The organism is Exiguobacterium sp. QJM3NY_9 (assembly GCF_056173545.1).
In genome coordinates this window covers 1000592-1019395 of the sequence record NZ_CM149679.1, presented here as the reverse complement: position 1 = coordinate 1019395, position 18804 = coordinate 1000592, and the positions used below count along the sequence as shown (strand labels likewise).

General features: G+C 48.5%; 16 protein-coding genes, 1 riboswitch and 1 other annotated feature (1 of these 18 running past the window's edge). Of the genes, 7 read left to right on the top strand and 9 right to left on the bottom strand.

Features of this window, described 5'->3' with window-relative positions; translation table 11 throughout:
* Nucleotides 1-20: 20 nt before the first annotated feature.
* Nucleotides 21-1205, bottom strand: coding sequence for a class I SAM-dependent methyltransferase (locus tag AC0VYQ_RS05055; RefSeq protein WP_475404368.1), 1185 nt, complete (start codon nucleotides 1203-1205; stop codon nucleotides 21-23).
* Between the two features lie 98 nt (nucleotides 1206-1303).
* Between AC0VYQ_RS05055 and AC0VYQ_RS05050 the strand changes: the two genes are divergently transcribed.
* Complete coding sequence (locus tag AC0VYQ_RS05050; RefSeq protein WP_475404367.1) at nucleotides 1304-2077, top strand: sporulation protein; 774 nt, start codon at nucleotides 1304-1306, stop codon at nucleotides 2075-2077.
* Between the two features lie 150 nt (nucleotides 2078-2227).
* Here AC0VYQ_RS05050 and tenA read toward each other — a convergent pair whose 3' ends face one another.
* The gene (gene tenA / locus AC0VYQ_RS05045) at nucleotides 2228-2929 is read right to left on the bottom strand and encodes a thiaminase II (protein WP_475404366.1); all 702 of its coding nucleotides are present in this window, start codon (nucleotides 2927-2929) and stop codon (nucleotides 2228-2230) included.
* Between the two features lie 74 nt (nucleotides 2930-3003).
* A riboswitch (TPP riboswitch) is annotated at nucleotides 3004-3109 on the bottom strand.
* Nucleotides 3110-3296: 187 nt separating this feature from the next.
* Here tenA and AC0VYQ_RS05040 point away from each other — a divergent pair.
* The 6 genes from AC0VYQ_RS05040 (at nucleotide 3297) to AC0VYQ_RS05015 (ending at nucleotide 12155) form a co-directional block, all read left to right on the top strand.
* On the top strand, nucleotides 3297-4178 hold the full coding sequence (locus AC0VYQ_RS05040; protein WP_475404365.1) for a DUF1002 domain-containing protein: 882 nt from the start codon (nucleotides 3297-3299) through the stop codon (nucleotides 4176-4178).
* A 281-nt stretch (nucleotides 4179-4459) separates the two neighbouring features.
* Nucleotides 4460-6316, top strand: coding sequence for a ribosomal protection-like ABC-F family protein (gene abc-f, locus AC0VYQ_RS05035; protein WP_475404364.1), 1857 nt, complete (start codon nucleotides 4460-4462; stop codon nucleotides 6314-6316).
* Nucleotides 6317-6541: 225 nt separating this feature from the next.
* Nucleotides 6542-8011, top strand: a complete 1470-nt coding sequence (locus AC0VYQ_RS05030; RefSeq protein ID WP_029333096.1) for an alanine/glycine:cation symporter family protein — start codon at nucleotides 6542-6544, stop codon at nucleotides 8009-8011.
* Nucleotides 8012-8139: 128 nt separating this feature from the next.
* Entirely contained in the window at nucleotides 8140-9027 is an 888-nt protein-coding gene (locus AC0VYQ_RS05025) for a diacylglycerol/lipid kinase family protein (protein WP_475404363.1), read from the top strand.
* Between the two features lie 276 nt (nucleotides 9028-9303).
* Nucleotides 9304-10026: a M23 family metallopeptidase gene (locus AC0VYQ_RS05020; RefSeq protein ID WP_159172680.1), complete on the top strand. Its 723-nt coding sequence runs from the start codon at nucleotides 9304-9306 to the stop codon at nucleotides 10024-10026.
* Nucleotides 10027-10163: 137 nt separating this feature from the next.
* Entirely contained in the window at nucleotides 10164-12155 is a 1992-nt protein-coding gene (locus AC0VYQ_RS05015; RefSeq protein WP_475404362.1) for a penicillin-binding transpeptidase domain-containing protein, read from the top strand.
* Between the two features lie 160 nt (nucleotides 12156-12315).
* Here AC0VYQ_RS05015 and trpA read toward each other — a convergent pair whose 3' ends face one another.
* From trpA to trpE, 7 genes are read right to left on the bottom strand one after another with little or no spacing between them, the layout of a single operon-like run.
* Nucleotides 12316-13095 carry a tryptophan synthase subunit alpha gene (gene trpA, locus AC0VYQ_RS05010; protein WP_475404361.1) on the bottom strand — a complete coding sequence of 260 codons (780 nt, stop codon included), beginning with the start codon at nucleotides 13093-13095 and terminating at the stop codon, nucleotides 12316-12318.
* A complete protein-coding gene (trpB, locus tag AC0VYQ_RS05005) occupies nucleotides 13095-14291 on the bottom strand; it encodes a tryptophan synthase subunit beta (protein WP_475404360.1) in 1197 nt (398 codons plus the stop codon). Before trpB ends, trpA begins: the two co-directional genes overlap by 1 nt.
* A gap of 5 nt (nucleotides 14292-14296) precedes the next feature.
* Entirely contained in the window at nucleotides 14297-14866 is a 570-nt protein-coding gene (locus tag AC0VYQ_RS05000) for a phosphoribosylanthranilate isomerase (protein ID WP_475404359.1), read from the bottom strand.
* Complete coding sequence (gene trpC, locus AC0VYQ_RS04995) at nucleotides 14853-15629, bottom strand: indole-3-glycerol phosphate synthase TrpC (RefSeq protein ID WP_475404358.1); 777 nt, start codon at nucleotides 15627-15629, stop codon at nucleotides 14853-14855. The genes AC0VYQ_RS05000 and trpC overlap by 14 nt, the downstream gene beginning before the upstream one ends.
* A complete protein-coding gene (gene trpD / locus AC0VYQ_RS04990) occupies nucleotides 15626-16645 on the bottom strand; it encodes an anthranilate phosphoribosyltransferase (RefSeq protein WP_088836628.1) in 1020 nt (339 codons plus the stop codon). The genes trpC and trpD overlap by 4 nt, the downstream gene beginning before the upstream one ends.
* 6 nt (nucleotides 16646-16651) lie before the next feature.
* The gene (locus AC0VYQ_RS04985; RefSeq protein WP_475404357.1) at nucleotides 16652-17218 is read right to left on the bottom strand and encodes an anthranilate synthase component II; all 567 of its coding nucleotides are present in this window, start codon (nucleotides 17216-17218) and stop codon (nucleotides 16652-16654) included.
* The gene (gene trpE / locus AC0VYQ_RS04980) at nucleotides 17215-18609 is read right to left on the bottom strand and encodes an anthranilate synthase component I (RefSeq protein WP_475404356.1); all 1395 of its coding nucleotides are present in this window, start codon (nucleotides 18607-18609) and stop codon (nucleotides 17215-17217) included. The genes AC0VYQ_RS04985 and trpE overlap by 4 nt, the downstream gene beginning before the upstream one ends.
* 51 nt (nucleotides 18610-18660) lie before the next feature.
* Nucleotides 18661-18804: a binding site (T-box leader), on the bottom strand; it runs 103 nt beyond the window's last position.

Genomic DNA, 18804 nt, shown 5'->3' with positions numbered 1-18804 from the left:
TCCCTTATTCGTTCTCTTCCTTATTGTACGAGTTTAGATGAAATCTGTCCAAGTCTGCCGCTTAATTCTTGCGCCAAATATGGTTTCGCATGTAGTAGATCACGGAAGGCGACGTAACGGTCAATTTTTTCTTCCGACGGCTGACGGTCATTTTTATACGCACGAATCAAGACATTTTTTGGTGTATGCTCTAAATCAATGAATTCAAGCAATTGTGTCTCGTAACCGACGAGCGTCAAGATTTCGGCACGGATCGAATCCGTCGCAAGCGAAGCGAACTTCTCTTGAATCAGCCCGTGTTGCAACATGACGTCGAGTGGTGAACAGTCGAGTTGACGATTGAGTTCTTTTTGACAACACGGGACACTTAAGATAACAGACGCATTCCAATCAACGGCGCGGGCAAGTGCAACATCCGTTGCGACGTCACAGGCATGAAGCGTCACCATTAAGTCAACCTCTGTATCTTCGTTATAATCATGGACGTCCCCGACACGAAACTCGAGATTCGTATAGTCGAGATCGCGCGCAATCGCTGTACATTCTTCGATGACTTCTTTTTTGAGATCAAGTCCGGTCACTTTCAAGTCGAAGCCTTTGACGACACTCAAGTAATGATACAAGGCAAACGTCAAGTACGATTTTCCACAACCGAAATCAAGAATCCGTAACGTTCGGTCTGTCGGTAACGCTGAAATACTATCTTCGACGAACTCCAGGAACCGATTGATTTGTTTAAATTTATCGTACTTTTGCCGTTTGACTTGCCCGTCTTCCGTCATGACACCGAGTCGGACTAAAAACGGAACGGCGACACCATCTTCAAGGAGATGACTTTTTTTACGATTATGCGACAGTTCTGCTTGAAGGGGTGACTGTTGCGTTGTTTTTAACGATACTTTCATTTTTTTGGATAACTGGAACTGAACTTCTTCCGTCTTGAAACGGAATAAAAATTGACGGAATTCCTCCATCAATCCGTCGAGTCGTTCTAAAAATTCATCAACCGACAAATTTTCGTGTTTAATTATCCGTTCATATTGAAACTCTAACTGGATTGCATACGTATCTTTCAATAGAATCGGTTTTAGTTTGATTCTTCGAAGATCATTCGACTTTTGGCGCGGACCACTAATCGTTGCATGCACGAGAGCAGAAGCCTCGAGCTTTTGAGTGAGTAATTCTTTTACTTGGTGTAATTCCACTGTAGTCCCGTCCTTTTCTGATTGTTCTTTCGAAACTGTAGCAAATTCCACCCTATTCGACAAGTAAGGTAGCTTCATCATTAAAGGAGGAACGAACGATGTTCAAAAAACTTTTATCACAAATCGGAATCGGTGCCGCCACAGTCGATACACGACTCGACAGCGAGCGCTGTGAGCCCGGCGGACAGATTCACGGAACCGTTCATATTAAAGGCGGCAATGTCGACCAAGAAATCGATCGGATTTATTTAGCGTTTAATACACAATATAAGGAAGAAGTCAGGGACAGCACGACATTTACGACGTTCACACTCGATCGTTTTTCGCTAAACGAAGCCGCCTTTACGATTGAAGCAGGTGCCGAACGCGAAATTCCGTTTACGCTTCAAGTACCATTCAATACGCCGCTCTCGGTCAGTCAATCGAAGTCATGGATTGAAACGGGTCTCGATATCGCCCAGGCGGTCGATCCGTCAGACCGGGACGCCATCATCGTCCAAGCCAATGACCTCCAATCCGTCATCTTAGAAGCGATGGAAGAACTTGGATTCCGACTCAAGAAAGCGGACACGGAAAAACTTCCCGGGCGTTACCGGAAGGATTTACCGATCGCCCAGGAACTCGAGTATTCGGCACGCAATACGTACTTCGCCCATAAACTCGATGAAGTCGAAATCATCATGCTCCAAGACCGCACCGGCATCGACATCGTCTTGCAAATCGACCGTCGTGCCCACGACTTAGGTTCGCTCTTCAGTGAGATGGCGGGTGCGGATGAGACAATGACGAAGCTACCCTTATCGAACCACGATTTGATGGACCGAAACGCCGTCAAACAACAATTAAACGATTTGATTGAACGGTACAGCTGATTTCCTTACCAGAATCTTCATTATGCCTGTAATCCACCAACAAAAAAACCTGAACGATTGCCATGACTTTCTTTACGAAAGCTGAAAATTGCTCAGGTTTTGTGCGGTCTGTCGTCTGATCGCGCTGATCGACAGCGGCTAAAGCTGTACTTATCGTTTCGTTACTTTTGGTTGACGCGTAACTTGTGTAAAGAGACGTTCAAACGTTTCTTCCGTCCAGCCCATTTCCCAAAACATCAATTCGTAATAACAGCTTCTGACGAAATGGTGTTTCATCCGTTCCCGTTCTTCGGCACTCGCTCGCGCCGCCAATGCATCGAGGCGATCGACCTGTTCAAAGACGACCCGTTCGAACCATTCCGAGCTGTATGTTGCAATCCACTGTTGATAAATCGGTGACGCCGGTGACTTCGTCAACAGTTGTTGTCCGACCTCATAATAAAGCCAGTAACACGGTAAAATCGCTGCAATCGTTTCCCCGAGTGTCCCCTCGCTCGCGTGATGCATATGCGAGACATAGGCATACGCAGTCGGTGCCGGTTCGAACGCTGCTAAATCCGCTTCCGTAATAGCGAGCGGTTCAAAAAACGATTGATGAAGTGATAGCTCAGCCGCATAGGTCGATGTCGCATGTTCCGCGAGTTCCGCGATCGTCGCGAAATCCGTTGCCTTTGAGGCGGCCTGGGCTTGAATTTTTGCGAAATGTTTTAAATAATACGCATCCTGCATGACATAATGTCGAAATTTTTCGAGCGGTAACGTCCCGTCACCAATGCCTGTGACGAATGGATGGGAAAAACTGCTGTCCCAATATGTTTTTGCGGCTTGCCGAATTTCTTGACTGAATTTCAACCTAATTCCCCCTTTTGTTGAATCAAAAAACGCCACACCCTACGAACAGGGCATGACGTGAAGAGACAACAAGAGAGATATTCACGCCACTTCCCTCCGTAAGTCCAAACTTAATCAGGTTCAAAGGGTCCGAACGTCTTCGTCGTCTCAGTCGGCCTACCGACTCCCCTAGTGGTCATTATTTAATTCCTCTTCACTATATCATTTTTTCAGTCACATGATCAGGATTTTAAATGAAATGTAGTATAGGATTAGGGACACGAGGTGGGCGGTTCATTCCGCCTCAAGACCGATTCCGTTCTGAAACCCGTCACTTACAATGAAATTAGCACCTGATACTATCTACTATACTCGGAGGATTTATACTATGAATAAAGCAACAAAAATCATGACAACGACGCTTTTAGCGACAAGTTTACTTCTACCGACTGCTGCTTCAGCAGAGCAAGTCGTCGATAAAACGATCATCACGCTTGGTGAATCGCTCGGGGCAAAGGATAAAGCCTGGGTACTCGCCCGATTGAATGCGCCGGAAGGCATTACGCCCGTCATCGCCACGACAGCAGATGAAGAAAAATATTTAGGTAAGAACGTTCCCCAGTCCCAGCTCGGCGGCAACATGTACTCTTCCGCAAAAATCGAACTCGCTGAAAAAGGCGACGGTTTATCTGTCGCGACCGAAAACATTACCTGGGTAACAAAAGACATGTACTTGAACGCGCTCGTCACTGCAGGCGTAACGGACGCCGACATCACAATCACTTCCCCTTATAAAGTCACCGGGACCTCTGCTTTGACGGGGATCATGAAAGCATACGATCAAACGTCGGCTGAGACCGGCATTAAATTGACGGATGAACGAAAAGATTTAGCCCAACAAGAGTTATCGGTCACTTCCGATGTCGGAAAAACGGTCGGGACGGACAAAGTCGCCGAACTGATGAATGAAATCAAAGCAGAGATCGCCAAACAAAAGCCGGAAACCAAAGTCGATATCGAGAATGTCATCATCCAAGTCATTCAAAATAACAACATCCAGTTGTCGGACGCCCAAATGGACCGGTTGACGTCATTGTTCAGTCAAATGGAGAAAGCTGACTTGAACTGGGGACAAATCGAGACCGGATTAAAGGGTGCCGGGCAAGATATCCACGCGTTCGCGACCTCCGAAGAAACGAAAGGATTTTTTGCAAAACTGTTTGACGGCTTAAGTAAGTTCTTTAACTCGATTTCCGGACTGTTCAAGTAACTGAAAACGATTTCATTTTCAGTTCAAAACATGGTAAACTAACTTTATCGAAACGAAAAGGTGGTGTAAAAGATGGGTTTTGCTGCGTGTAAGCATTGGTTGATGGAACAACTTTATCTGTTGCGCGCGATTTTTCATGAAATGGCGTTCTAAAGGACGAGTCTGCCCTTTTCTTAGGAACATCCATCTGAAAAATAAAGCAAAGCGCACCTTTTACGGTAAACGGAGAGCGCTATTTGCGTTCTCCGTTTTTTGATGCGCATGAAAGGAAGTTACTGATCATGATTTGCGACATCCAACACCTGACAAAACAATTTGGGGGAGCATCCGTCTTAACCGATGTCTCGCTCTATCTTAAACAAGCTGACCGCATCGGATTGATCGGTCGAAACGGAACCGGAAAAACAACGTTACTGCGTTTAATCGCGCAACTCGAAACACCGGACAGCGGAACCCTTTATCTCAAAAAAGGACTTTCCATCGGTTATTTGGCTCAAATTCCACAGTTCGCAGAAGAATTGACGGGCCTTGATGTTCTCTGGACCGCATTTGCCCAAATCGTCGCCTTACGGACGACGATGCATCAGCTTGAACAACAAATGGCAAGTGCTGACCACCTGGACGATGTGCTGAATGAGTATACGCGTGTGACCGAACAATTCGAACAACAGGACGGTTACCTGCTCGATTCGAAAATCCAGCGCATGATTAACGGACTCCATCTCGATGCCTTGCTGACACGTCCCTTTTCTCAATTAAGTGGTGGCGAACAAACCAAAATCTGTCTCGGTCGGATGCTGCTAACGGAACCCGACTTGTTGATTCTTGACGAGCCGACGAATCACCTCGACCTCGCAGCAATCGAATGGCTCGAACAATTTTTAAACAGCTATCCGGGCGCAGTCATCATCGTCTCACATGATCGCGTGTTCCTCGACGCGAGTGTCAATTTGATTGCTGAACTTGAAGATGGCGAATTGACGATGTACCCCGGGAATTACTCGGCGTACATCGTCGCGAAGGAACACCTGCTCCTCGAACAGTTCCACGCCTACACGGAACAACAAAAGAAAATCAAACAAATGAAGGATGCGATTCGGCGTTTGCGCCAATGGGCAAATGAAGCATCTCCTCCGAGCGAAAAACTGTTCCGAAAAGCAAAAGCGATGGAACGGGCACTCGAACGAATTGAGCGACTCAAACGGCCACTTCTGGAAAAAGCGGCTCCTGACATCAAATTTTCGTCGCAAGGGCAAATCAGTCAAGTCGTATACCGCCTGACGGATGTCGAGCTTTCCGTCGCCGGCCGGAAGTTGTTCGAGTCGCTCGATTTCGAAGCCGCGGCGCGTGACCGGATTGGTATCGTCGGTGCGAACGGGAGTGGGAAAACAACGTTATTACGTGTCTTACTCGGACAACTCGAGCCGACGAACGGACGTGTCACGCGTGGTCCGTCAAATCGTGTCGGATTTTTATCGCAACACGTCGATATGCCGGGTGAAGAGCGACTGATCGATTACTTCCGTTCACACGTTTCGACAGATGAAGGAACAGCCCGCTCCCTGTTAGCCCGTTTCCTCTTTTTCGGTCCACGTGTCTTCTTACCGATTGCTGCGTTAAGTGGTGGAGAAAAGATGCGCTTAATGCTCGCGATTCTTGTCCACTCGCCGCTCAATGTCCTGATTCTTGACGAACCGACGAATCACCTCGACATTGAATCCCGCGAGGCGCTTGAAGAAGCACTCGAGCACTTTGATGGAACGCTGATCGCCGTATCGCATGACCGCTATTTCTTGAACCGACTCTTTTCGAAAACCTATTGGCTAGATGACACGACAGAAATGTTTTCTGGCCCTTACCAATATGCTGCCGAAAAACGACATGCCCGGTCATCCGTCGAATCAACGATACCCACGCCCAGCGCTGCCCGGACGCCGGTAGCCGGGAAACATCCGGCTTTAAATGCAGGCGAACTCGAACAGCAGATTCAACAGCTAGAGGATGAGGTGACATTACTCGATACATCACTCGCGGCGACACATGATTATGAAGTCCTCACGACATTATTCTCAGAACGAGAACAGCTCGTCAGTCAAATTGATGACTTCTATGAAAAATTGTTGGCAGTCGATCACTAATCAAAAAACGCATCATTCCACCACCGCTCGCTTCATTAAGTGCGGTGGTTTTTTAAATTAAAAATGCTTTGATGACGATCTGTTTTTCTGAACCCGAAAAAATATATTTTAAACATTTTAAAAGAAAGTTTCGAAAAAAGGCTTGCAAGATGTCTGAAAATTCGTATAATTCAACTTATAGCTATTATCAGTTTTTAGCAAAAACACTTTGGGAGGAACTATCACATGGATGCATTTCAACAAGCTGTACAATCGGGCGTCGATTTCGCCAACAACATCTTATGGTCTTATATCTTAATCGCCGCTTTAATCGGAGTCGGGATCTACTTCACCATCAAAACGAAGTTCATCCAATTCCGTTACTTGAAAGAGATGTTCCGTGTCACACTCGATAAAAATGAAAAGACAACAGATGATGAAGGTCAGAGTATTACATCCCTTCAATCATTCTTCATCGGTGCCGCGACTCGAATCGGTACAGGGAACTTGGCCGGTGTTACGATCGCCGTTACACTTGGTGGACCCGGAGCGGTCTTCTGGATGTGGATGGTCGCCCTCCTCGGTGGAGCAACAGCCCTTATTGAAAGTACGCTTGCTCAAGTGTATAAAGTACGTGATACAGGCAATAACGCTTACCGCGGTGGTCCTGCTTACTACATCGCAAAAGGATTGAACAACCGCGTCCTTGGAATCATTTTTGCAATCTTAATCGCCGTCACATTTGGTCTTATTTTTAACTCGGTTCAATCGAACACGATTGCCGCTGCTTTTGACAACGCCTTTGGAATCGACAAAATGATCGTCGGTGGTATCTTAGTCGTTCTTACAGGTCTCGTCATCTTCGGTGGTGTCCACCGTGTCGCGAAAGTTTCAGCAATCGTTGTACCAATCATGGCGTCACTCTACTTGATTGCTGCCATCTTTGTTGTCATCACGAACATCACTGAACTTCCAGGGGTTTTCGCAATGATCTTCAAGAGCGCATTCGGTATCGACCAGGCTGTTGGTGGATCTGTCGGTGCTGCGATCTCGCTCGGTGTTAAACGTGGTCTCTTCTCGAACGAAGCCGGTATGGGTTCTGCTCCGAACGCTGCTGCTGCCGCTGAAGTTTCTCACCCAGCAAAACAAGGATTCTTACAAACACTTGGTGTTTTCCTCGATACGTTGATCGTCTGTACAGCAACAGCGACAATCATCTTACTCAGTGACAGCTACGCTGCCGGTAATGGTGAAGGTATCGCCATGTTACAAAATGCGCTTTCTGAGCAACTCGGTGCCGTCGCACCAGCCTTTATCGCAATCAGTGTCTTCTTGTTCGCTTTCAGTTCAATTGTCGGTAGCTACTACTACGGTGAAACGAACATTGAATTCATCAAGAAAAGTAAATCAACTGTCTTTGGCTTCCGAATTGCTACGATGGCATTCGTCTTCATCGGATCGCTCCTCAGCCTCGGAATGGTTTGGAGTTTCGCCGACCTCTTCATGGCCGGTATGACATTAATCAACTTAACAGCCATCTCGCTCTTAGGTGGAGTCGCAATCAAAGTCATCAATGACTACCAGAACCAACGTAAGCAAGGTCTTGATCCTGTCTTCTCTGCTAAAGCATTAGGTATCGAAAATACCGAATGTTGGGACGATGAAGAAGAAGCGCGTCCAGCTGCTGGTGAAGCACCACCTGTCGCACGACGTTAAACATTTCTTTTCTACTAAAAACTTTGGAGGCGCGTGTAATCGCCTCCAAGGTTTTTTTGCTGCGCTAGGATTATCTTGGTCGTGAGTTGGGAAAATAGGAACAGAGAGTCACTAAGGAGGAATTGAATGTGTCGAAGGCCATGTTAATTATTAATCCCTCATCCGGGAAAGAATTAGGTAAAAAATACGCAGAATTTGCAGAAGGTACACTCGCTCAGCGCTTTGCGACGGTCGATGTCCGGTTTACAGAAAAAGAACTCGACGCAACAGAATTTGCACGTACTGCTTCGACTGAGCAGTATGACGCCGTCATCGCGATGGGCGGAGACGGTACCGTGAATGAAGTCATCACGGGAATCGCAGAACAGGAACACCGTCCGACGCTCGGTATCGTTCCGTTCGGGACAGTGAATGATTTAGCACGTGCACTTCACATCCCGACTGATCCGCGTGATGCGATCAGCATCCTCGAGGATGCTCCGATTCGTCCTTTTGACATCGGTAAGTACGGCTCGCATTACTTCATGAACGTGATCGCTGTCGGTCTGATTGCCGATGCCGTCGAAGAAGTGAGTGTTGAACAGAAGACATCGCTCGGTTCTATCGCATATTTCATTGAAGGATTAAAAGCCTTCAAGGATCATAGTCCCTACCCGCTCCAGTTAACAGCCAAAGAAAAATCTTTCGACGGCGAAACACCGTTACTTATCGTTTCGTTGACGAATTCCGTCGGCGGTTTCGAATCATTTGCGCAAGAGGCGCGTGTCGATGACGGATTACTTCATGTTTTTCTTGTAAAACAACTTGGTATTTTAGACGCTTTACAAGCGCTACCTAAACTATTGAAAGGTGATTTATCTGAAGCAGATCAAGTCGAGTACTTTACAACGAAGGAAGTCAAAATTGAATCTTCGGAAACACTTCCGATTAATGCTGATGGCGATACGGCAGGCAAACTTCCGATTACGGTCCAAGTTCTTGGTCAGCACTTAAACGTCATCGCTCCCACGTCCTAAGTACTATACTTTATGAATATAAGCCCACCAAGCTGCATAGAATCGGTGGGCTTTTTAGTATGGACAAAATAAACCAAAAATGACCATTACAATATATGTTATAGAGTGATAACTTTGAAACAAAACTGAAATATTTCCCCTTTATTTCCGATGCTATAATCATTCTATCAAGAAAACATTTTCTACCTTAACTACATAGAACCTTCACCTTACAATATTGAAAGACTTAGTTTTACTGACGTCCGTCGCCTTTTCCCAATTAGGAGGAACTCACATATGAAGCGTATGTTAACAACAATGACAATGACAGCACTAATGGTTTCAGGCTTCGCTACGACAGGCATCGAAAAAGTCGAAGCAGCAACTACATATAAAGTAAAAGTAATGGCTGACGGTCTCCGTGTTCGAACGGGTCCTTCGACTGCCTATAAAGCAGTCGGAACCGTCAATAAAGGAAAAACATACAAGTACCTCGGTGTATCCGGATCATGGACGAAAATTTCATACTCAGGTTCTTCCCGTTATGTCGCTTCCAAGTATGTCAAAAAGTATAAAGTCACAACAACGACGGCAACAAAAGCATCGAGTAGCTTTTCGCGACCGACAAGTGGTCCAATCACACAAGGATACGGTGCAGCGAGCGGTGTTTACGGTTATACGTTCCATAACGGAATCGATATCGGCGCTGCAACAGGAACTCCCGTCTATGCTTCTGCTGCCGGTAAAGTCATCACGTCTCGTAATTACGGTGCTTATGGCAATTACGTTATGATGACGCACACAATCAATGGACTTGCTTACACGACGGTCTACGCTCACTTGAACAGTCGCTCGGTATATGCCGGTCAAACGATTGCAAAAGGAGCAAAAATCGGGACGGTCGGTGCAACCGGAAATGCCTTCGGCGCCCACCTTCACTTTGAACTACACCGTGGTTCATACGTCTACAGTGCGTCATCTGCTGCAAGCAGTATCAATCCATTAAACTACTTCAATTAACTCAACCACCACTGACTTAAATTCGTCAGTGGTTTTTTTGTGCCTTACGTTTCTCGTGCGTCAAGGATGTCTTAGATGAAAGTTAGACAAAACAATGGTACGGTGATTAAATAAATGCTTTTAAGGAGGGATTCACCTTGAAATCACGCTCACTTTTGTTTGCCGCAACAAGTGCTGCGAGCATCGGAATTCTTGTCGGGTGTCAAGATCAGCCGACAGCAGAAGAACGACTCGCTTCCTATTCAAAGCTTTGGGAAAAACAAGACTATGACAAGATGTATGCGGATTATGTCAGTCAAACGACACAAAAAGAGTACGGTGAAAGTCAGTTCATCGAACGAACGAAAAAATTGAACGATACGCTTGAAATCAAAAATATTTCCATTACTCCGGGAAAAGCACCCGACACAGATGATGAGAAGAAACAACTATTGCCTGTCACCGTCAAATTCGATACGGTCGCAGGACCTGTATCGTTCAAGAAAAAGGTCCCACTCGTCTACGAGACAAACAAAGATACAGACAATTGGTACGTCGACTGGGATCCTTCCTTCCTGTTCGAAGACTTTGAACAAGCGGATCAAATCAAATTGAACACGCTTACCGCAAAACGCGGTGATTTAATTGACCGGAATGAAAAATCGCTCGCGACGACCGGTCAAGGCTTTGAAGTCGGCGTGACGGCCGGTCAGCTTGATGCTGCTGCCAAGAAAAAACTTGCTACGCTCCTCGACCGGTCGACGGCTTCGATTGACGACGCCCTATCGGCATCTTGGGTCAAAGACGGTCAGTTCGTTCCGTTAAAAACATTTGATCCGTCTGACGAAGCAACCGTTAAGCGCTTGACGGCACTTAAAGGGGTCAGCGTCAAGGAAACAGAAGTGCGGACTTACCCATACGGTGAAGCGACGTCCCATTTAATCGGCTATGTTGGATCGGCGACCGCTGAAAACGTCGAACAATCGAACAATAAAATCCAAGCTGGTGAACAGGTTGGTAAACGCGGACTTGAACAGGTTTTCGATGATGAACTTCGTGGCCAGTCCGGAACGAGCATCGAAATCGTGAAGTCGAACCAGGACGAACCGGTAACCGTCGCCGAGACGAAGGTCAAAGACGGGAAAGACATTACGCTGACGATCGATGGTGCGCTCCAACAATCGACGTACGAGACGATGAACGGTGAACCGGGTGTCGCAACTGCACTTGACCCAAGGACCGGTGAAACACGGACCCTCGTGAGCTCACCCGGTTTTGATCCAAGTGAGTTCACACTCGGCATCTCGCAAGACCGACTCGATACATTGACGAATGATCAAGATCAACCGTTACTCAATCGTTTTACGAGTGCCTTTGCACCCGGATCCACACAAAAGCCGTTGACGGCTTCCATCGGTCTAAACGCCGGGAAGTTAAATCCGGATAAAGCCTATTCGATTGACGGCTTAAAGTGGAAAAAAGACGGTTTCAACGTCACCCGCATCCACGAGACACCTGATCCCGTCGATTTACACAATGCGTTAGTCTACTCGGATAATATTTATTTCGCGCAATCGACACTTGAAGTAGGTGCTGACACCTTTACGAATGGACTGGAGGCACTCGGTTACGGTGAAAAAATTCCGTTCGCCTATCCGATGCGGGCTTCACAGATTTCAAACGACGGGACCATTTCATCCGACGGTCAATTAATGGATACATCGTACGGACAAGGTCAGATGTTGACGAACATCGTCCACCTCGCTTCGATGTACGAAATCTTTTTGACGGACGGAATCATCTATCAGCCGACGTTACGGGCGGATGAAAAAACGAAACAGATCTGGAAACAGGATTTAATCTCTAAGAACGACGCCTCGATGATCCGGAAAGACTTGTATGATGTCGTCCATGCCGGATATGACTTACCTGCCGACATACAGGAAGTCGCCGTTGCCGGTAAGACAGGTACAGCTGAACTCAAGCAGGCGGGAGAAACGAAGGGGAAGGAAAATGGCTTTTTCGTCGGTTATGACAACGATGACCCGACGTTACTCGTCGCGATGATGATTGAATCGGTCGAGCAGGAAGACCGGGGCAGCCCCTATGTCTCCGGTCTCGTCGCCGAAGTCTTGAAAGAGGCCAAGTAAGACGATTGGTCAAGGGTGCGATTTCAGCTGATGTTTGCTGCAGGGTCGCCCGTCACCGCTTTTTACGAAGAAACGTAAAATGGCCGATGATTCCGTAAAAAGTGGAATCATCGGCCATTTGATTGATGTGGGTCTGACGGATGAGTCAGATCTTTTTTAGTCAGACGTGAAGATCGGGTAACCGGGCTGCCATCAATTGCTCAATCGCCGATCTATCTTCTTGTTGTAACAATTCAACGATTTTACTACCGACGATGACACCTGCGACCGAAGCGCCTAACTGTTTGACGTGTGCCGGCGTACTGATTCCAAAGCCGGCGAGGACCGGAACGGGACTTAGTTCCGCGACATTTGCGAGATGGGCTTCGAGCGACTCACCGAACGTCGTCTGTCCCCCTGTCGTCCCATTGACGGTGACAGCGTAAAGGAAGCCTTCACTTTGATTCGCGATTTTTTGAATCCGTTCGATCGGACTCGTCAATGAAACAAGTTGGACGAGGGCGATGTCTTGTTTATCATGCTTCGCAAAAAACTGCGCACTCTGTTCGAGTGGTAAGTCCGGAATGATTAAGCCGTCGACACCGACTTCGCGACATGTCGCAAGAAATACATCGATGCCGAAGCGGAAAATCGGATTCAAGTAGGTCATGACGACGATCGGGACCGTCGTTTCTTGACGTGCGACCCGAATCGCTTCGAGGACGTCGTGTAAGCTGACTTCGTGTGCCAGCGCCCGAAGACCGGCTTCTTGAATGACCGGACCATCCGCGACAGGGTCCGAGAACGGGACACCGACTTCGATCGCGGTCGCCCCACTCCGTTCGAGAAATGCCAAAATGTCTGGCAGACGGTCGATTCCACCGTCACCTCCCATGACATACGGAATAAATGCTTTTTCACCACGGTCATTGACTGTTCGGATTGCTTGTTCTAATCGCATCACGCTTCCCCCTTTAAGGCCGATCTGACCGTCATGACATCTTTATCACCGCGGCCGGATAAACAGATGACGAGAATCTCGTCTTCCGACATGTCTTTCGCAAGCTTCGTCGCATGGGCGACGGCATGTGCCGTTTCGAGCGCTGGAATGATGCCTTCTTTTTGGCATAACAACTGGAGCGCATCGAGTGCTTCTTGATCCGTGACGGCTTCATACTGGACACGGCCAATGTCTTTTAAGAGACTATGTTCCGGTCCGACGCCTGGATAATCGAGCCCTGCTGAAATCGAATGGGCTTCCGTGACTTGACCGTGCGCATCCTGTAGCAAGTACATCATCGACCCGTGTAAGACACCGACTTCCCCTTTCGTCATCGTCGCTGCGTGTTTGTCCGTCTCAATTCCGTCTCCCGCTGCTTCAATTCCGTACAGCGCAACCGTTTCATCATCGATGAACGGATGGAACATACCAATCGCGTTACTCCCGCCACCGACACAAGCGACGATCGCATGCGGCAACACACCTTCTTTTTCAAGGATTTGCGCCCGTGTCTCTTTCCCGATGACGGATTGGAAGTCACGGACAAGTTCCGGGAACGGATGTGGTCCGAGAACCGATCCCATCAAATAGTGTGTATCCTCAACATGTTTGACCCAGTAACGTAACGCTTCATTAACGGCATCCTTCAGGGTCCGACTGCCCTGTGTGACCGGGATGACCTTCGCCCCAAGCAGTTCCATCCGGAAGACGTTCAATTCTTGACGCCGGACATCCTCTTCCCCCATGAAGATGACACATTCTAAATCAAGTAAGGCACAGACGGTCGCCGTCGCAACACCGTGTTGTCCGGCACCGGTCTCGGCGACGATTTTTCGTTTTCCCATCCGCTCTGCGAGTAGAGCTTGTCCAATCGTATTATTGATTTTATGAGCGCCCGTATGGTTCAGGTCTTCCCGTTTCAAGTAAATCTTTGCGCCACCGATTTCCCGCGTCAAGTGTTCCGCGAAGTAGAGTGGCGTCTCACGCCCGACGTAATTTTTTAAGAGATCGTTCATCCGTTCATAAAACGCCGGATCCTCTTTGACTTCGGCATAGGCCTGTTCCAGTTCAAGGACGGCTTGCATCAATGTTTCCGGAATGTAGCGCCCACCATAAACCCCATACTGACCAAGTGCATCTGGTTGTGAATAACCCATCGTGCTCATCTCCCCTTTACGGCATGTGCGAATGCCAGCATTTTTTGTTGATCTTTTTGAAACTCCGTTTCGATTCCGCTCGAGACATCAACTGCGAACGGTTGATAGCGCGCGATCGCTGCTGCGACGTTCGATGGTGTCAAACCACCTGCGACGAACATCGGTCGTGTACTTGTTAAATCCGTCGACCAATCGAACGGTTGTCCGCTTCCAGCTTGTGGCGCGTCATAGAGAATGTAATCAGCCTCCGTATCGATTAAAGTGGCGCCCGCGACGAGTGCCTGAATGATCGGAACTTTCGTTTGTGTACGAATCGCTTCGTCCACCATACCGTGAATTTGAATCAAATCCAGTCCCACCGTTTCAATCGCCGCTTCGACTTCTTGTAAGGTCGGCGAGACGAACACACCGACGACTTGGACCGTTGCCGGAACCAATTGCCGCAATTCGGCGGCCTGTTCAAGCGTGACCTGACGTTTACTCGGCGCGAACACGAAACCGATGTAGTCGGCGAGTCGGCTCGCGACCACCACATCATCGGCGCGCCGTAACCCGCAAAATTTAATGCGTGTCATAGACCGGTCCGTTGACTGCTTGAATGAAGGCGGCGGGATCCTCTGCGCGCATCAGCGTTTCACCGACTAAAATGCCGTCTGCCCCGTCCTGATGAAGCTGACGTGCCTGCTCGACCGTCTGAATCCCGCTTTCACTGATATACCGGACACCCGGACGCTTCGCCTGCAACAGCCGTGTCGATGTCGCTAAGTCGACAGCGAACTTTTTTAAGTTCCGGTTGTTGATGCCGATGATCCGTGCACCGAGCTGTTCTGCTTGCTTCAGTTCCGCTTCATCATGGACTTCCACCAAAACTTCGAGACCGTTTGCGTAGGCATAGTGATACAAGTCTTCCAGTGTCGCTTCGTCAAGTGCCGCGACGATCAATAGGATTAAGCTCGCTCCATGCGCTTTCGCAAGGTCGATTTGAATCCGGTCAATCATAAAATCTTTACAGAGGATGGGCACATCGACCGCATTTGCGACCGCCTCAAGATCCGCCATGCTTCCTTTGAAATACGTCGTATCCGTCAAAACCGAGATGACCGTTGCCCCGCTCGCTGCATACCGTTTTGCTTGAGCGACAGGGTCGACGTCGAGCGAGATGTCACCTTTTGAAGGAGACGCCCGTTTGATTTCCGCGATGACCGACAAGTCGTCTTGGCCGAGTCGTTCGTGAATCGAACGGCGTAACGGTGACCGTTCGATCTGCTTGACTCCCGACACCTTGAGTTCAGCTACTTCACGTTTTTTCGTTTCAATGATGCGGTCTAAAATATTCATCCGATTGCCTCCTGTCGTTTCGTCTGTTGCAATTGTCGCAGTTTTTCTCGTGCTTGTCCGGAATCGATACTGACGATCGCACAATCGATTCCTTCCCGAATCGTTTTGACCCGTCCTTCCGCGAACAGGGCGATGCCGGCGTTGAGTAAGACCGTATCTCGGTAGGGTCCCGCTTCCCCGTCAAGGACACGTAGTAAGATGTCGGCATTTTCTTGTGCCGACCCGCCACGGATCGCTTCGAGTGGGGCGACGGTCAATCCGACTTCTTCCGGGTGAAGACTGAAGCGAATCAGTTCTCCGTCGTCGAGTAACACAAGTTGGTTCGTTCCCGCGAGAGACGCTTCATCCATTCCATTCGCTCCGTGTAAGACGATTGCCCGTTTGCGTCCGAGACGGTGTAACGTCAACGCCATCGTCTCGAGTAAATCTTCCCGGTAAATCCCGAGCAATTGTGTTTTTAAAGAGACCGGGTTCGTTAACGGACCAATCAAGTTGAAGATCGTCGGGATCCGTAAATCGCTCCGGACCTTCATGATTTGTTTGACACGCGGGTGCATCCGCTGAGCGAATAAGAACGCAATCCCGTTTTCTTCGAGTCGGTTTGCGAGTTGCTCGGGTGTTTCATCCAGTTTAACACCTAATGCCTCGAGGACATCGGCACTGCCCGTTTTACTCGAGATACTCCGGTTACCGTGCTTGGCGACTTTCGAGCCTGCACCTGCGAGAACGAAGGCGGCTGTCGTACTGATGTTGAATGACTGTGAGCCATCGCCACCCGTCCCGCAGTTGTCGATGAAGTCCGTTCCTGTGACCGGAATGTCGAGTGCGACTTCCCGCATGATTGAGGCAAGTCCCGCCAGTTCATCCGCTGTTTCTCCTTTTGCTTTTAAGGCGACGAGAAATGCTGCGATTTCGCTATCGGTCACGTTCGGTTCAAACAGTTGTCGTGCTGCTTGTTGCATCTCTTCGTATCGTAAATGCTTCGCAGCTGCTAGTTTCGTTAATATCTCTTTCATGTCTTGTCACTCCCCTGTCAGTTCAATGAATCGTTTGACGATTTGTTTTCCGTCGATCGTTCCGACCGACTCTGGGTGAAACTGAATCCCGTATGTCGGGTGTTCGATATGTTCAAATGCCATGATCGTCCCGTCTACTGTTTCCGCCGTAATGCGTAACACGTCGGGTGTCGTCTCGCGGTCAACGATCAGTGAATGATACCGCATGACTTCGAATTGTTCTGCGAGTCCCTTAAATAAGTTCCCGTTCTGTCGAATCATCGATGTCTTGCCGTGCATGATGTCCGTTGCCTGGACGACTTGTCCCCCGAAGGCTTGTCCGATTGCTTGGTGACCGAGACAGACGCCGAGGATTGGAATCGAACCGGACAGTTGTTTGATGACATCTAGACAAATCCCGGCATCATTCGGATTGCCCGGCCCCGGCGATAAAATGATTCCGTCCGGTTGCAAGTCTTGAATGCCTTCGATCGTCATCGCATCGTTACGGACGACTTGCACGGCGGTATGTTCCGCCGCATATTGATACAAGTTATAGGTAAAGGAATCATAGTTATCAATCAATAAAATCATTTCCAAACCTCCAGTAACGACTTCGCTTTATGCAATGTCTCTTCATATTCGAGCGTTGGGTCCGAGTCATAGACGATTCCGGCACCAGCTTGGACATATGCCGTACCGTCCTTGATGACCATCGTCCGAATTGCGAGTGCAAAATCAAGATTTCCACTGACATCGAAGTAACCGACGGCGCCCGCATACACTTCCCGCTTCAGCGTTTCATACTGTTCAATCAATTGCATCGCTCGAATTTTCGGTGCCCCGGAGACCGTTCCAGCGGGTAAACAAGAAATCAAGGCATCAGCTCCTGTCTGCCCGTTCGCTAACGTCCCTTCGACGACGGATACAAGATGCATCACGTTTTTGAAACGTTCGATTTCCATGTAGCGCGATACATTAATGCTTCCGACCTGACAGACCTTGCCGAGATCATTGCGTCCAAGATCGACGAGCATCCGATGTTCGGCCCGTTCCTTCTCGTCTGCAACGAGCTCAGCTGCCAACCGTTCGTCTTCTTGTTTCGTTTGTCCTCTGCGCCGTGTCCCAGCAATCGGATTCGTCGTCACGCGGCGTCCCTTGACCTGAACGAGACTTTCCGGCGATGCCCCAAGGACAATCAACTCGCCGAGGTCGATATAAAAGAGATACGGACTCGGGTTGTCTTGCCGTAACTTCCGATAAAAGTGGAACGGATCACCCGCGAAGGTCGCATCGAGTCGTTGCGATAACACCAGTTGGAAGACGTCTCCTTTTCGAATATGTTGTTTCGCTTGTTCCACGAGCTGGATAAAATCTTCCTTCTCCATCTGCGGCTGATATGAAATATTTTCAAGGGGACGTTCCAGTAAGGTTTGCTCCCCGGTCCGTTCGAGTTGTTGCTTTCTTTGCTCCAACCGCTCCATCATCTCACTGCGGTCCATCACACCACCGAGTGACGTATGGACTAAGTGGACGCGATGTTCAAGATGATCATATAAAATGATTTCATCATAGACGGCGAGTAACGCATCCGGTAGGTTCCGATCGACCTTTGGCATCACTCCGATGTTTTCATAGGCGCGAATCGTATCATAGCCGACGTAACCGATCGCCCCACTTAAAAAGGGTAAGTCCTGTTCACTTGTTGGTCGTGTGATGTAGTGTTGTAGTAAATGGACCGGATCGCCGATCGTCGTAACCGATTCGTCCGTCTTTAAATCATGCCGCGTGACTCGATTCCCCTCTGCCCGTAGCAGAGCGACCGGGTCGACCCCGATGATTGAGTAACGTGCATTCCCGGACTGGGTCGAACTTTCGAGTAAACATTTTCGTTCCCCATCAATCCGTCGAAAAATCGAAATCGGTGTCAGCTCGTCCCCGTTCATCTCAAGTCGTTCGATTACTAATTCTTCTGTCTGAATCATCCTGATTTCGCCTCCTAGTATAAAAAAAGTCCTCCATGTAGCAATTGCTACATGGAGGACGATTAACTCGCGGTGCCACCTCGATTGGAACGGTTGTTGCGTTCCCACTTTTCCGGTGCTTCCTCATTTCAAGGACACCGTAGCCTGCGATAACGGGGGCTTCCGTCATGACCTACTGTAAATTCAGCCATGCTC